Below are 16,293 nucleotides of genomic sequence, written 5' to 3' on the forward strand. Positions count from 1 at the left end.
CACTCTTTCTGGGCTGAAGCGGTATCAACGGAAAACGTCGGCAAAATTTGTAGCTTCTGCTAGGTTTTATAGGTAACAAATCAAAAACTTGCCTATGGAGTGTGACATTTCTATGCGACCTAAACAGCTCATGCTATGGCTAACATTTGTTGCAGCGACACTGCTCCCCAGTAGTCTTTTAGCTAATTGGTCTTCTTTTGAAGCGCCCGAATTAACTAAACAAAGTCAATCAATCGCGCAACGAACTAAGGCATTGCCTGAACAGCACATTGCGACAGTTCGAGATCAAAACCAAGCAACTAGCATACTCATCGACACGTTTGCGGAGCAGCAATCTCATGCAAAATCCCTTAATCAACGACTGCAACAATTTAGAAAATCTAACACTGACAAAAATTGGCACAGCATTGAACAGACCAGACTTTCACTTGATAGTCTAAGCCAGAATAAAGCCTACCTTTTAGCTTATGTACCGCCTAGCGTTAATGAACGCTTTACAGGGTTTGGCCCCGATGGCGTCAGGCAGCTTTTATTAGAGGTTCAAGTCACTGAAGCCATCATTAACTATCAACTCGTATTCCAACTACGAAGCTTAGCCACATTCATAGCGGATCTTAAAGTCTCTCCTTTCCCGCTATTAGTATTGATTTTTAAGCTCACTTTAATCGCAATGCTACTATCATGGTGGCTCAAACATGCACCAAAGTTAATTGTTACTCAACTCGAACACACTAAATGCAAACCGCTAACTCGTGAACCTATTAGCCACTCTTTTTGGCGTTACCTGAATAAAATACAGGTACCACTAGCTTGGTTTATCGGCCTTTCAGTGGTGCTGAACACCTTAGTCAGTTTACCTGGCCTAGATAGCATCAATTATCTCAGTGTGGTGATTAACTGGAGCTTTTCCGCCGTCATTGTTATTCGATTAATCACCGAGTTTGCTTCACACCATAGTCACTACAATAATCAGTCAGAGATTGTTGAACTGCGAGTTCGCACTGTAAAGCATTGGGTATGGACAATTGTGATTGCTGCTATTGTATTAAAAGCTACGGCAATGAGTGTCTACCAAGGAACAATATACGCTTGGGTTAAAACGCTAATATTACTTATATTGCTACTTCTGCTGATAAAGACATTAAGAGATTGGCGCAGCATTGTCTTTAATCAGCTAAGTCAGTGTGAAGAGCAACCAACCTACGTTACATGGGCTATATCTAAACGCAATAATCTATTTCTAGCGCCAATAGCCACATTCATCGCTGTATACCGCCTGTTCTCACAACGGCTATTCCAAGCACTTTTTAATAAGCTTTCTAAGTACGAAAACTTTAAACATGCGTTGGCCTACTTCTTTAGAGTCGAGGTAGCGAAACAAAGTAAGGCTGACAAAGAGAACGCCAACATGGTGCGAATTAAGGGAGATAGAACTTATCAATTTGTGACTCCAGGCCATGAAGATAGCGAACTGATTGAAGATTATGCCAGTAATGAACTCAATGAAATCGCGCGTTATGTGTTAGCGCCCTCCCCTGCAATGGCACTTATTTACAGCGAACGCGGACTCGGACTCACTACACTATTAAAAAGGGTCATCTACCGCGCTCAGTCAGAAGATGCTATTTACATCAATTGCCCCCATGCTGGATACAGTGCACTAATAGCACAAATTAACAGCGCGGTAGGCTTGCCTGAAGATGTCGATGAAACAGAGCTAGTTAAACTGCTACGCAATACTGATAAACGTTATGTATTCTGTATTGATGATTGTCAGCGCATCATTAGTCCTAAAGTCGGCGGATTGAATAACTTAATGAAGTTATCAAAACTACTCCGCCGAGGTCGCAATCAACATGGCATGTTGCTTGGTATTGAGCAGTCTGCATGGCGCTTCGTTGACCGCGCTCGCGGAGAACGCTTGCTGTTTGATAAAGTCATTGCAATGCCACGCTGGAATGAGACCCAAATAGCCGCCTTACTCAGTAGCCGTATTGCTACTGATGGCGACAATGTCTTGAGTTTTGCAGGCTTAAAGTTACCTAAGCAATGGGATGAACAGGAGCTGTCTGAAATAGAGCGTGCAGAGCAAGGCTTTTACCGTATTTTATGGGACTACTCCGACGGCAACCCGAGTGTTGCACTGCGATTCTTCAGGCAATCTCTTCACCAAGATAAAACCACTGGTGAAGTCTTTGTACGAATCTTCAAGGCGCCTGATGCCAAAGAGCTCGAAAGCATGCCAAAGCCAATGCTAGCAGTACTTAGAGCTATCGTGCAGCTAGAAGTTGCTTCAGCAGAAGAGCTTGCAGCCTGTACACAACTTGGTTTTTCTGAGGTACTAAATACCCTGCGGTATTTTCAAAACCGAGGCTTTATCGAGCTGATTGACGACAAAGCAAAAATATCTTCGCATTGGTTTAGATACATCACTAATACCCTGCATAACCAACATTTATTGGTAAAGTAGATGAAAATACAATCCTACACAACACTATTGCTACTGGTATTATTCTTAAGCTTTCAAGCACAGGCCGAAGCACTATCGCCTAACCTAGATAGCCTTACCGAAATTGCCAGTCTTATCCGCTGGAGCGGTGTCTTTATATCAGTGTTAGTCCTGTTTGTTGCTTGGTTAATGCTGAAATTTACGCAGAATATTGTTGACTCGATTAGTACCCAATTTGCACAACGGCGAATGCTGGCGCAAAAACTCCAATCGTTCTTTCAATTTTTTGTCTATATGACGGCAGGGATTTCAGTATTCATGCTCAGCTTTAGAGTCGACGACAGAGTACTGACGTTAATCGGAGGAACGCTGGCGGTATCGGTTGGCTTTGCAATGAAAGACCTTGCAGCTTCATTTATAGCTGGCTTAACGGTAATGATAGACAGGCCATTTCAAGTGGGTGATAGAGTGACCTTTGAGGGGCATTATGGCGACATTATCGCTATCGGCTTACGTTCAGTGCGTATGTGCACCTTAACTGACGACATTATCACTATCCCCAACAGTAAATTTTTAAGTGATGTGGTGGTCAGTGGCAACTATGGCGCTCTCGACATGCAAGTGGTGATCCCCTTTCATGTCGCATTGGATCAAGACTTGTCACTAGCAACTGACATCATCAGAGAGGCCGCAGCTTCAAGTCGCTATATTCACCTACCTAAACCTATCGTGGTGTTAGTTAAACAAGATATCAGCGATAGCTATTTTGCCATTAAACTCACGTTAAAGGCATACGTACTAGACATTAAATATGAAAAGCTATTCGAAACAGATATCACCCTTAAAGTCATGCAGGAGTTTAAAAAGCAGCAAATCTGCCCACCCGCAATCATGCAAAGCACTAAAATCACTCGTTAAGTGATTAACCAGCAAGTCTAGCGTCGAAAAAGTACTAGTTGATAAAATGCTGGTCGATATAAGCGCACCAGCGTTCAGAGTCAGCAGCAGGTAATGATTCATCACCTCTGACTCCGAGTTTAAACTCCACCACTGAGCGCCACTCCATAGAACCTAAATCAGGGCCATGACCTTGACCATCACCGCTGGCTATTTGCCTATCCACTTTTTCAAACCATATTTGGTTGCATGGGCTTTCAATCGTCTCAAGACCCAGTGTTTTCTTTTGTAACTCAACATCACTGCATGCAACAGTTAAAACACAAAGTATCGTGGCTAGAATTCTTGTACTAAAACACCTAATCTTCATTGGAAATTACCTATTATCAATTGCAGGTAGTCGTTCAATATTCTCTCTCTAATAAAAATTAAACAAGCTTTAAGCAATAACATTAAAATATAAACACACATTATCTCCATCAAAACCAATTAATCCGCAACAATGTATTCCAATTCACGACGGTAAATAAGTATTTATCCAAATGAAAATTTATTAAAAGTTTGCATCTTTTTAGCGATAAGCACGTCATAGTTAGAATGTAATATTGATTATAAGGCGCAGTTTTTATGTTATCTGAATGGCAAAACCACAAGGCGCAGCTTCGCAGCTACGTTAGCAAACGTATTGACGACGCTGATGCGGTGGACGATATACTGCAAGATGTCTACATCAAAGCCAGTAGTAACTTGCACCAACTCAAATCTAAAGGAAGCCTTAAAGGTTGGCTTTATCGCATCGCTTATAACACCATCATGGATTTTTATCGGGCGCGCCAACCTCTCGATGCGCTACCAGAAGAACTTGCGATTGAAGAGGAAGATGTAAGCACACAAGCACATAAAGAGTTAGCCCAATGCTTACGACCACTAATTAACGAATTACCAGAAAAATATGCCACTCCCTTGCGTATGGCAGAGCTTGAAGGAATATCGCAGCAAGCGATTGCCGATGAGCTAGGGTTATCGCTATCAGGCGCTAAAAGTAGAGTGCAAAGAAGCCGCGTTAAATTTAGAGAGCAGATGATGGCTTGCTGTGACTTTGAAATAGGGCAACAAGGTATTATCGATTATATCCCTAAAAAGCCTGAATGCAGTAAATGTTAACTCTCAATAAATAGAGCACCTAGCAAAATCTACCAAGGAGATAACTAGCTCAGCATTTATTGTCAATTTTTGCGTCCTTTCTGTTATTCCAACGTCCTAGCAAGTAGCGTGCGAATTATTGCGCCCCTAAAACCTGCTAGCATCAAACAGGCTCAGCAAAACAGTAATAACATAGCCGTTCTAAAGATAGGATTAAAAGTCATGGACAATAACGCCAACTCCTTGTTAGCAAACCAAGTCATTGAAGATGCCACCGAGTGGGCCATCATGCATGGAGTCGCTTTTCGTCAAGCAGATAACAGTGCTAGACACTGCCCTTTTAGTATTGCTCCAATAACAATTAAGCGCGAGACATTTGAGCAGCTAGTAGAAGTGACACCAATATTGAGCAAATTGATTAATAGCGTTTCTGAAGATCACGACTTTCTGCAGGCATCACTGTTAGGCGTAGCTAAAGCTGATCCATTTTTTGCTCGACTGTTAACTCTGCATCAGCAAGCTCATGGCAAAATTAACGCTCGAGATCACCCTGCCCGCAAACCGCTGTTATTAATGCGTACTGATTTTATGGATGACCGCAAACTTGGTGCTAAGGTTATCGAGTTTAATAGTATCGCAGCAGGAATGGCGCCTTTTGGCCAACGCGCTACCGAGTTTCACCGCTATATGCACAGCCAATGGCCTGATACTTATCATGAGTGGATTGAAAATAAGCGTGCAACCCCTGCTGAAAACCATGGGCTTGAACAACTTTCCTATGCCATCAAGTTAGCAGCCACCAAGGTTAGAGCTGCATTTAAAGAATCAGGTAAAGCTACTTTTCTAATGGTGATTCAAGAAAATGAAGACAACGTTTACGATCAACACCTACTTGAAGTTGAGCTACAAAAGCTTGGGCTGCGCACCGTTAGACGTACTTTCAAACAGTTAAGTTCACAGCTTTCAAGCGGCACAAAACAGCGCTTAATATTACAAGGTGTGGGCGCTATCGACATGGTGTATTTACGTGCTGGCTATCAATATTCAGACTACCATGCCCCCAAACTCGACAAGTCGATATGCTGCCAAACCTTAAGCGAAACTAGACTATTTATAGAGCAACACCATGTAGCGGTTAACGCAACTTTCAGCCAGCAACTCGCAACCAGTAAAACCATGCAGATGGTACTCACTCAAACGCCTATTGAGGAGTACGCGCGATGGGGGCTTAATCTTGCAGAAGCGAGATTAGTCAAAAAGGTTTTAGCTGAGATGAAACCTATTAACGCTGACACTATCGCTTGGTTTAACAGTAAGGCTATCAAACAAGATTGGGTGCTAAAAAACCAAGGTGAAGGCGGTGGCCACTGTTTATTTGGTGATGATATTAGTGAAAAGTTAGCGCTATTGGCTCCTGAAGAGTATGACGCATGGGCGCTAATGTTACGTTTATATCCCCATGAACGTGAACGACCGACCCTAGCCGTTCGTAACGGTCAGCAACTGCAAGTTAACAATCTCATTAGTGAAATTGGTTTATTTAGTGCCTATTTCGACTCAAAGCCAGTGACGCAATTGAATGGTTACGCAGGATATTTGATCCGCAGCAAACCCGCCAGTGAAAATGAAGGCGGTATTCACAGCGGTGAAGGCATTCTAGACTCACTAACGCTAATTGAATGGCTGTAGAAACCGCAGTAGTAAAATATTTACTACTAATAAATCATTTTATTTGCATCTTTTCTAATGCTGCTACGTCTTACTATTATCAGTCTATAAACCTTAGTATTCGGAGAGAGTAGATGTTCCAAGTTAAACCCAAACAAACTGAAATCAGCGATAAATTTATCAAACGTGATAGCAAGATGCTTAAGCAAATCTACGGCACTGAAGATGTAATTCCCTATTGGATTGCAGACATGGATTTTCCTATCGCCTCCCCCATTACTCATGCAATGCAGCAATTGGTAAGCCGAGAAACTTACTCATATGAGTTCGATTCAAAAACGGTGTTCAATGCTATTGCCGACTGGAACCAAGATCGCCACGGCCTTAAATTGAATCCTGAGCACTTTGTTCAAGTACCCGGGGTTTTAAGTGCTATCGCCATGTTGATCCGCGGCTTTACCAATGAAGGCGATGGTGTCCTCATACAAACACCGGTCTACCACCAGTTCCGTCGTTTAATTGAGTCTGCTGGCCGCACAGCGGTAAACAACACTCTGAAGATAGAAAATGATCGTTATGTCATCGACTTTGAAAATTTTGAAGCATTGTTGCAGAGCGGAAAAGTAAAAATGGTGCTTTTGTGCAATCCTCACAACCCGGTCGGCCGCGTATGGACAAAGTCAGAACTGCAACAGTTAGTCGCAATAGCGAAGAAATATCAAACTATTATCATCAGTGATGAAGTACATGCCGATATTGTTTTTGAGGGCTCAACTTTCACCAGTATGGCAGCATTAGATTATGACAACAGCCTAACTATTATTGGTTCGCCGGCGAAAAACTTCGGACTCAATAGTATCTCTAATGGTTATATCTACAGTGATAACACAGCATTACGTGAAAAAATCAAAGCGACCTCTGCATCAATGTCACTTGATCACGGAAATGCATTTACAACCTACGCCACGGTTGCCGCTTATCAGCAGGGCAAAGAGTGGTTTGATTCTTTCCTAAGTTATACCCAACATACCCGTGATTGGGTTGTCGCGTTTATGGCAAAACAGCTGCCTCAGGTAAAAACCTTCGTCCCAGAAGGTACCAATCAGATCTGGTTTGATTTTACCGGGCTAGGACTCAGCGCAACTGAGTTAAAAACACTATTAACTAAGCAAGCAAAAATGGCATTAACCCCGGGGACTTGGTTTGGCGAAGCGGATGAAAACTTCTATCGAATGAATTTTGCATCGTCTATAGAGCAGGTTCAAGCATCTCTGAAGCAGCTGAAATTGGCTGTTAATAACTAGGCTATAAATGTCCCCTAGAACAGCGCAGCTTGCCAAGGTACGCTGCGCAGATATAAACATAAGCGCCTCCTCAATTCAGTGAATATATGAGGGGTCTGCATTCAATATTGTTATTGGAAATGCAGTATCCATAACTCACCAGTTAGCCCCTTATAACCCCACCAATTTGCAATTATCAAGTTGTTTACTATCCTCAATTTTTGCTCATACAGTACCTATATACAAGAGCATAACTCACACGCGCTAGCCTATTCGCTAAGGATAGTAATTAAAGTAATCAAAGGAATTAATGATGAAACATATCACTTTGCTAATATTAAGTTTGATGTTTACCTTCGCTTGCACCTCAGTACAGGCTAAGGATGAAGGCTTATACTTTGGAGCTTCAGTCGGTTCTGCCAGCATAGAGCAGTCTGGCAGCGATGCAGATCTCGGCGATTTCGATTTCAATGAAAATGATTTTGCTTGGAAACTCTTCGGTGGTTATCAATTTTCAGGCTTACTCGCTATTGAAGCGGGCTATGTTGATTTAGGTTCTCCATCTGACTCCAGAGGCAGTGTTGATCCTTATGGTTTGGATGTCTTTGCAGTTGCTGGTATTCCACTCGGACCGGTTAGAGTATTTGGCAAATTAGGCGGGATCTATTGGGATGCAGATTTAGAGTACATTGGGAAAAACATCTCTAATGATGGCCTGGATTTAGCGGCTGGTATTGGCCTGGAGTTTGAATTAGGCAGTATTGCCGTCAGAGGTGAAGTTGAGTACTTTGATATATTAGATCAAACATGGATGTACACAGTGGGTGCGACCATCACATTTTAACCCCTGTCTATTAAGCTAATGCAGGTCAAACCTACGCACTATTGTATGGTGGACTAACAATGTGCTTTTTAATGCTGAGGTTAACGAGATAACTGGCTAGATCGTTAATTTATCCATTCAGCCCGCAGCAAAGCGATAAATTACAGCTAGATACATTGCTGAAGCTACAATATGACTTAATGATGAGGTTCACCATCAACCTCATCATTATTATCTGTAACCGTTATTTGGTTCGACTCTTACTGCGGCCATAACGGTTCTTATCACCACTACCTTTAGAAGCTTTAGCTTGGCCGGTTTTTGACTCATTACGTCTTTTCTCTTGATATTTACGCTTATTATGACTTCTCTCTTTCACCGGCTTTGTGGTGACATCGCGATAGCGTGCAGGTAAAGGGGCGCCCTCTTCATAACCAGGCAACGTAATACAAGGTAATGTCATTTCTATAATCGTTTCAATCTCACTCAACATCGCTTTATCTTGCGGAGATACAAACGATATGGCTCGACCTTCTAGCCCAGCACGTCCTGTACGCCCTACTCGATGGACATAATCTTCAGCTGCAAAAGGCAGTTCAAGGTTAATCACTAATGGCAAAGCTTCAATATCCAGTCCACGCGCTGCGACATCAGTGGCGACCATGACTCTTAATTTACCGCTTTTAAACTCTTCTAATGCTCTATTTCTAGAGCCTTGCGTTTTATCACCATGAAATACTGCACTTTTTACGCCATCGAGCTTCAGCTCGCTATGCAAGTGTTCAGCACTCTCTTTACTGCTAACAAACACCAGTACCTGTTGCCAATTATTACGGCCTACCAGCTCCGATAGCAATTCAGCTTTACGGCGCTTATCAACTAAATATACCTCTTGGGTTATTTTACTGGCAGTGGCTGCGGTAGTTACATCGATCCACTCTGGTGCAACTAGCATTTTCTGCGCTAAGGTTTTTACCTCTTCGCTGTAAGTTGCTGAGAAAAACAATGTTTGATGCTCAACAGCCACCAGCCTTTTCACTCTTTCAATATCTCTAACAAAGCCCATGTCTAGCATGCGATCAGCTTCATCAACCACTAAGTGAGTCACACTGCCTAAATCCAAACCGAACTGGCCGATTAGATCAAAAAGTCGACCAGGCGTCGCAACCAAAATATCAACCCCGGCTTGCACTGCTTTACGCTGTGGGTTCATGTTGGCGCCACCATAAACCGCTGCAGTTTTAAAAGGTAACAACTGTGCGTAAGCTTGAATATTATCCGCCACTTGTATGGCCAGCTCACGAGTTGGCGTTAGCACTAGAACTTTTAGCTCAGACTTGTATTGATTAAAGGCATCCTCTTCAGCAACATTGCTTAGCTGCAATGCCTGCCCAACAAGGGTATTGAGCAAAGGGAGTGCAAATGCCGCCGTTTTCCCTGTACCCGTTTGTGCGCAAGCCATAATATCTTGCCCATGCATTGCAACAGGTAACACATGGCACTGAACTTCGGTTAGCGCTTTATAACCGCGATTCGATACAGCATCTAGAATGTAAGGGTGTAGATCAAATGCATCAAAGTTCATGGTCGGCTCAATACTGGTTATAAAATAGAGGAATAAAAGTGAGCGCGGAGTCTATCAAAAACCCAGCACAGATAATACTACCAAGTACAGCAAAGCGGTGGGGTTAGCTATTTATCCGCGATGCCTTTAGGTATAAAAGCCAAAGCGGCTAACATAATGCTATTTACTTACTTTTGTTAACTGTCACTGTTTCGCCTGAACGACTCTCTTGCAGCAATGAATTTTGCTTATGTTCTAAAGCTGCGGTGATGCAGTTAGCCTCAAACTCTTCAGCGGTAACGGGTCTTGAAAACAGATAACCTTGACCATAGTCGCAACCCGCATCTGCAAGCACCTGACGCTGATAGTCTGTTTCTACTCCTTCGGCTATCACTTTCATACCGAGCTTATGTGCCATGACAATTATCGCTTCACAAAGGGTAAAATCATCGCTATTGCTGTCGAGGTTTCGGGTAAAAGATTGATCAATCTTTAAAAAGTCTATGTCGAACTTTTTAAGGTAGGCTAAAGAGGAATAGCCAGTACCAAAATCATCCAGTGATATTTGCATACCAGCATTGCGATATTGCTCTAGCTTACTGTAAATAGTTTGGTTGCTATCTAATAGTAAACCTTCTGTGATTTCGACGCAGATAGAGTTCCGACTAAGGTTCAGTGTTTTAAGCAGTGCAACCCAAGAATCTAGACTTTCTCCTTCATCTCTAAACTGGACTGGGGATTTATTAATACTGATCTGTACTTCAATACCGAACCTATCACGCCAAAGCGCGCACTGGCGAGCTGCTTGTTGAAAAACCCAATTACCAATATCGACGATTAAACCAGTTTCTTCCGCAACTGCAATAAACTCGATGGGAGACACTAAGCCGCGCTTAGGGTGATGCCAACGAATAAGTGCTTCAGCTTTAACGGTGGGATCACCCGCTAGACACACTATTGGCTGGTAATAAAGTTCAAACTCTTGGTTGGTCACCGCGAGTCGTAAATCTTGGATTAAGCGCATCCGGTATTTAGCATTTCTTTGCATTGACGGCGTAAAGTAGTGGAATCGATTTCGGCCCTGATCTTTAGCCGCGTACATTGCCTGATCGGCATGTTTGAGTAACCCTTCAATACTGCTGGCATCATCGGGATAGAGAGTAATACCAATACTTGCGCTGATATAAGAAGTTTCTTCCCCAAGGTTAAAAGGCTCAGCAAGGCGATTCAAAATATTCTGAGCGACTTTATCCACGCCTTTTATATCTGTTATCCCAGACAGCACCACGGTAAATTCATCACCGCCTAAGCGAGCAACCACATCGCTGTCTCGAATGCAGCTCTTAATGCGCTTAGCCGCTTCAGTTAGCAGTAAATCCCCCATGTCATGACCAAGCGTATCGTTAACCTCTTTAAAATAATCGAGATCGAGGAACATTAATGCAAAGTGTTTTTCACGTCGATCAGACTTTAAAATCTCACTGCCTAAGTAGTCGAGCAACATACGGCGATTAGGCAAGCCCGTTAGCGGGTCGTAATTAGCCTGTTTCCAGATAATCTGTTCAGCCTGTTTTTTATCGGTAATGTCGGAGAATAGCGCCACTCGTCGCTCTGTTTGGGCTTCTGAGTCAAACAGCGTATTAATCGTTAACCAAACCACTAGCTCTTCGCCATTCTTGCGCCTGAGCCACATCTCCCCTTGCCAGCGTCCCGTCTCCTCTACTGACAAGCTAATCTGTTCATATACGCTGTAGTTATTACGCTTGCATTGTAGAATTTGAATATTTTGATGCTTGATTTCGGCTTCACTATATCCAGTAATATCGGTAAAGGCTGAGTTTGTAGTGATAATAACACCAGCTTCATCTTGCACACTCATCGCTTCGCTACTGTTGTTATAGACTGATGCAGCCAATTTTAAAGACTCTTCGACTCGCTTACTGTCAGTGATATCTGAATGCACTCCACACATACGCAATGGTTTATTGTTTTCATCACGACTTACAATCTTCCCTGAATCCAAGATCCAGCGGATCTCACCAGTATGAGCATACATTCGGTACTCTATTTTATGCTGTTCACTGACACCGCTAAGATGCTCATCTATTGAACTGAGTACTTTCACTCGATCTTTGGGATGAATAGCCCGCATCCAAAGCTTAGGGTTTTCATTAAGTGTATTGACATCACAACCCAGCAAGTTGGCGCTAAGCTGATTGCGCTCGACTTTGTCGTTAATGATATCCCAATCCCAAAAACCCAATTCACTGCTACCGAGTACAAGCGCAAGTTGCTCTTGGCTCGCCAGCATGGCCATTTCAGCTTGTTTCTGTGAGCTACGATTAAGCAAGCCAACAATAACCAGTTCAACTTTATCTTGGTTACGTTGGCATGCCACTGTCATATGGGTATAAACAATAGAGTCATCACTAGCAATAAGTCTGATATCGAGTTCAAACTCATCGATTTCCCCCGCTAGCATATCGGCGTAATAGTGCCTATAGAGGTTAAAATCACTATGATGCAGTAGGTCAACCCAAAGTAACTCAAGTAGCTCTGACTCGCTATATTGCAACATCTGACAAAGATTTGGATTCACCTTTATCCATTGGTGGTCAACGTCGGTGATAGCAATGCCCATGCTGCCCGCTTGAAAGTGGGATTTGAACAATAAGTGGTCTTGCAGCTTTATCTTTTGGTCTCGCTGGATCTCAATGCGCCGAGATAGCAGCATCCCCAGTAAAGCCGTGGTAATAGGGAAAATAACTAAGAAAGGTAAAGTAATCTTCTTCAGTAGTGAAAAAGCCACTTCAAAGGGCATAACCAAGCCCCAAAGTAAGGCGAGAATGTGTAAGCTAAAACCAAATACTAACAGCTCTCTAAAGCGAATATCGCCAATATCGCCACTGCGGTACTTACCCCATAAATAGCCAATCAAACCCGAGGTCATAATTGTCCCCACGCCTGACCATACAGCTACGCCTCCTTCACTAAGTCGAAATAATCCGCTAATAATCACAGCGACAAGTGTCGGGATCCCACCGAAAAACATCCCTGAAATACCAAGGATAACGGTTCTTGAATCAAAAAAAACGCCTTCCGTATATTGCCAAGGGCTCAACATCACGGAGATAGAAATCACCCCGACAAGGGCGCCAATACCCACTCTCCAAAGGACATCAAGCTCTCGCTTATGACTACGTGGGAACGCGTCATATACGAACACCATTGCTAGCAATAGCGCTGCATTTTGAATAAGCGAGAAAAATAAACTTTGATCCATAAAGAACAATTCGTCCGTGCAGTAATTGACATCTATTTGATCAATATTCTAGCAGATTAAGGGGTAATTAATATCTATCTTACAATTATCCTTACTTTCCAAAGTACAAATTGCAGCAGACTGCATTAGAGGGTTAAAACTAATACAACGAAGTGGGTACCTAATCTGAACGGAAGGTATTATCGAACGGCTAATATCTAGCATTACAGACACAAGAATACACAACATTAAGAATTAGTAATAAATAGTGAAAAGTTACCATTTCAAAGCCGAATGAGTGGGGCGTAAGCCACACTCATTCAACCGTGTGTTGCTAGCTGCTACTCACCAACGCAATGATTAACAAGCGTAGGCTTAAGCAAGTTCTCATGCACAGGGCAGCGATGACAAACAGTATCTAAAAATAGACTCTTCTGCTCATTATCTAGCTGGATATCATTTATTTGAGCATCCATGACCACAACAACATCAATCAATTTGAAACCTACAGGATCCTCAGAAGGCTTACCGAGTAACCCTGCAGTATTAAGCTGTGCTTTCATCGACACATTGAACTGTTGCAGATCTATTTTTTGCTCACGAGCAACCATTTTGGCAATGGTTGAAATACAGCCCGCTAAAGAGAAAATGAAAGTCTCTAGTGGATTAGCTCCTTCATTACCGCCGCTTGGCTGATCAATGATAAGCTGATGCTCTCGAATGTTCGCCGTCACTTTCCAACCTTCCGACATCTGTGTATTTACTTCAATAGTCTTGTTCGCCATTTTTACACCACTCCATTAGATTTATTTCAATGAGTTTATTCTAATGGATTTATTGGCAAAAACTCAAATTAGTCTCACAGTTTTACTATTCAACTAAAAGTAGCTCGAGCTCACAGCTTGTTGCGCTCACGCCAAGCGCTGTTAATGTCGCCGTAGAACGTGCAAGCAGCCATTGAAATAAGCCACTTCAAGTGGTTTTCATATAGGTATGTTAAACTGGTGCCACTTTCATCAATATTTATCATTAGACCACAATAAATATGCCCTCGACTAAATCAGTACAACAGAGTAAAACCTTTCATTTCCCGGTACAGATCTATTATGAAGACACTGATTTTTCTGGTGTTGTGTACCACCCTAATTTCTTAAAGTATTTTGAGCGTGCTCGTGAACATGTGATTGGTGCCAATAGCTTAGCGAGTTTATGGGACGAACATGACTTGGGTTTTGCTGTTTATCGCAGTGACATGCTTTGTCATGACGGCGTAGAGTTTGCTGACATTATCGATATTAGAACTCGATTCTATTTTGAAAGTAAATATCGCACGGTTTGGCTACAAGAGATCTGGCGCCCTAATGCTAAAAAGCCTGCAGTAACGGCACAAATCGAGATGATATGCATGAACAAGAACCGCCAACTTTGCCCAATGCCTCAGATATTAATCAATCGACTTGGCGAGGCATTTTCAGAGCCTGTTACTTTTTAATTAGTGCTACTGGATAACGGATGACAACTTCGGCCACTTAACCTCAAGTTCGGCCGGAGTCAGCGGCTTTGCAAACACATCACCCTGAATTTTATCTGCGCCCATTTGAACAATAATCTGTTTAACCACCTCCGTTTCAACGCCTTCCACAGTAACCTTAAACCCCAGGCCTTTTGCTAAACGTATGCTGGTATCCATAATGTGTTTTGCTTGCGGATCAGTTTCTAGTCCTTCAACAAACGCTTGATCTATTTTTACTTCGTCAACGGGCAAGTATTTCAAATATGCGAGTGAAGAATGGCCTGTACCAAAGTCATCAATAGCGATATCAACTCCAATACTGCGTAGTCGATTAATCGCAAGCACAGCGCCATCGATATCTTCCATCAATTTACTCTCAGTGAGCTCAATTGACAGTGCATTTGCGGGAAGTTGGTACTTGAATAACCTAGCTTCAATCTCTTGAATAAGCGCCTGATTCTTTAAATCTTGAGTCGATAAATTTACAGCTACTTGCAGCTCGATCCCTAATTCACGCCACTTAGCCTGTTGAATAACTACTTGATCAAGCACCCATTGGCTAATTAAATCAATCATTCCGGCATACTCTGCGAGCGGAATAAACTCAGCGGGAGAGATATTGCCTAAGGTTTTGTGTTGCCAGCGCATTAGCGCTTCAACTTGGTTACACCCTAGTGGCTGAAAGTTTTGTTTAGGCTGATAGACCATATAGAGCTCGCCGTCCTGAAGCGCTTTGACTAAGCTATTAATAATCGATACTTCACGCAACTGCACCGCGTCATCACCAAGTTCATAATGAGCAATAGTTCTATCGAGCTGTTTAGCTTTTTTAAGGGCTAAATCTAACCGGCGCAACATAGTACTGATGTCGCCATGAAAACGCTCCAGCCCCAAATGACCAACCTGAACTCTAACTGTAATAGGACTTTCAAATACACTATAGGGCTGCTGCAAATACTCAATAAAGGTATCAAGTTCAGCCTCTGTTATTCCATCTGGAAAATAGATCAGAAACTCGTCTTCATTCATTCTAGCGATAGCTGAACTAGAATGAACATCCGCTTCAATCCTGTTAGCAATTTGCTTTAGCAATTCATCACCAAAACTAAAACCAAAAAGGTCATTCACATAACGGAATCGGTATATATCAAGTAAGACTAAACTTCCCTGCTTGAGCGGCATCAAGCTAGCCAACTTTTGCTTCATGCTTAAGCGATTACTTAGCCCGGTTAATTTGTCAAATCCCGCTTGATGCAATTGCTGTTTTAATTGAGAAACCATCTGCTCAACTTGCAAGAGTGATTGCGGCGAGCTCTCTAATGAAGCATTAAGCAGATAAGGTTCACCTCGTGAGTGACTTACCGACGAGTACAATTGTTTGAGCTGACGCCGACAAAGTAAAAACTGCCAAAAAGCGATAGCCAATAGCAGTATAAGTAACATACATGCAATCGAGAGTAGCTCAACGTTATCCATTCAATATAACTTTATCCGTTATCTGCCTAGGTATTTTAATCGCGTATTCATCACTAATTTGATGCAGTAAGGAATCCCGATGTTGTCCATTCTAAAACTGCCTTATACCAATTGCATTAAAAGTTTGACCATTCAGCGGGAATTCAAAACGCTGTAGGCAAGTAGTGGAATTTGAGCTAATAGTTATTCTCGGCTCTGGCATCCTGCTTCGCTCT

At 42.5% G+C, this 16,293-nt stretch carries 12 protein-coding genes; 7 read left to right on the forward strand and 5 right to left on the reverse strand.

Features of this window, described 5'->3' with window-relative positions; genetic code table 11:
- The first annotated feature begins 112 nt into the window (after positions 1 to 112).
- Positions 113 to 2,470, forward strand: coding sequence for an AAA family ATPase (locus L2730_RS07140; protein WP_248973955.1), 2,358 nt, complete (start codon positions 113 to 115; stop codon positions 2,468 to 2,470).
- On the forward strand, positions 2,471 to 3,367 hold the full coding sequence (locus tag L2730_RS07145) for a mechanosensitive ion channel family protein (RefSeq protein ID WP_248973956.1): 897 nt from the start codon (positions 2,471 to 2,473) through the stop codon (positions 3,365 to 3,367). It begins immediately after the preceding gene.
- A 34-nt stretch (positions 3,368 to 3,401) separates the two neighbouring features.
- On the opposite strand, the gene L2730_RS07150 is transcribed toward L2730_RS07145, so the two are convergent.
- On the reverse strand, positions 3,402 to 3,716 hold the full coding sequence (locus tag L2730_RS07150) for a hypothetical protein (RefSeq protein WP_248973957.1): 315 nt from the start codon (positions 3,714 to 3,716) through the stop codon (positions 3,402 to 3,404).
- 257 nt (positions 3,717 to 3,973) lie between these two features.
- Here L2730_RS07150 and sigZ point away from each other — a divergent pair, with 257 nt between their 5' ends.
- The 4 genes from sigZ to L2730_RS07170 all read left to right on the forward strand — a co-directional run bounded on the left by sigZ (position 3,974) and on the right by L2730_RS07170 (position 8,284).
- On the forward strand, positions 3,974 to 4,510 hold the full coding sequence (gene sigZ, locus L2730_RS07155; protein ID WP_248973958.1) for an RNA polymerase sigma factor SigZ: 537 nt from the start codon (positions 3,974 to 3,976) through the stop codon (positions 4,508 to 4,510).
- A gap of 201 nt (positions 4,511 to 4,711) precedes the next feature.
- Positions 4,712 to 6,178 (forward strand): glutathione synthase, encoded by a 1,467-nt coding sequence (locus L2730_RS07160; protein WP_248973959.1) that lies wholly within the window; start codon positions 4,712 to 4,714, stop codon positions 6,176 to 6,178.
- A gap of 113 nt (positions 6,179 to 6,291) precedes the next feature.
- Entirely contained in the window at positions 6,292 to 7,461 is a 1,170-nt protein-coding gene (locus L2730_RS07165) for a MalY/PatB family protein (RefSeq protein WP_248973960.1), read from the forward strand.
- Between the two features lie 289 nt (positions 7,462 to 7,750).
- Positions 7,751 to 8,284, forward strand: a complete 534-nt coding sequence (locus L2730_RS07170) for an outer membrane beta-barrel protein (protein WP_248973961.1) — start codon at positions 7,751 to 7,753, stop codon at positions 8,282 to 8,284.
- A gap of 223 nt (positions 8,285 to 8,507) precedes the next feature.
- On the opposite strand, the gene L2730_RS07175 is transcribed toward L2730_RS07170, so the two are convergent.
- The 3 genes from L2730_RS07175 to L2730_RS07185 all read right to left on the reverse strand — a co-directional run bounded on the left by L2730_RS07175 (position 8,508) and on the right by L2730_RS07185 (position 13,874).
- Positions 8,508 to 9,848 carry a DEAD/DEAH box helicase gene (locus tag L2730_RS07175; RefSeq protein ID WP_248973962.1) on the reverse strand — a complete coding sequence of 447 codons (1,341 nt, stop codon included), beginning with the start codon at positions 9,846 to 9,848 and terminating at the stop codon, positions 8,508 to 8,510.
- 163 nt (positions 9,849 to 10,011) lie between these two features.
- Positions 10,012 to 13,110 (reverse strand): EAL domain-containing protein, encoded by a 3,099-nt coding sequence (locus L2730_RS07180; protein ID WP_248973963.1) that lies wholly within the window; start codon positions 13,108 to 13,110, stop codon positions 10,012 to 10,014.
- Positions 13,111 to 13,430: 320 nt separating this feature from the next.
- Complete coding sequence (locus L2730_RS07185) at positions 13,431 to 13,874, reverse strand: OsmC family protein (protein ID WP_248973964.1); 444 nt, start codon at positions 13,872 to 13,874, stop codon at positions 13,431 to 13,433.
- Positions 13,875 to 14,134: 260 nt separating this feature from the next.
- On the opposite strand from L2730_RS07185, the gene L2730_RS07190 reads away from it, so the two are divergent.
- Positions 14,135 to 14,581, forward strand: a complete 447-nt coding sequence (locus tag L2730_RS07190; protein ID WP_248973965.1) for a thioesterase family protein — start codon at positions 14,135 to 14,137, stop codon at positions 14,579 to 14,581.
- Positions 14,582 to 14,587: 6 nt separating this feature from the next.
- Here the strand turns inward: L2730_RS07190 and L2730_RS07195 are convergent, their stop codons facing one another.
- On the reverse strand, positions 14,588 to 16,078 hold the full coding sequence (locus L2730_RS07195; RefSeq protein ID WP_248973966.1) for a putative bifunctional diguanylate cyclase/phosphodiesterase: 1,491 nt from the start codon (positions 16,076 to 16,078) through the stop codon (positions 14,588 to 14,590).
- Positions 16,079 to 16,293 lie beyond the last annotated feature (215 nt).

The organism is Shewanella kaireitica (assembly GCF_023284045.1).
GTDB lineage: Bacteria > Pseudomonadota > Gammaproteobacteria > Enterobacterales > Shewanellaceae > Shewanella > Shewanella kaireitica.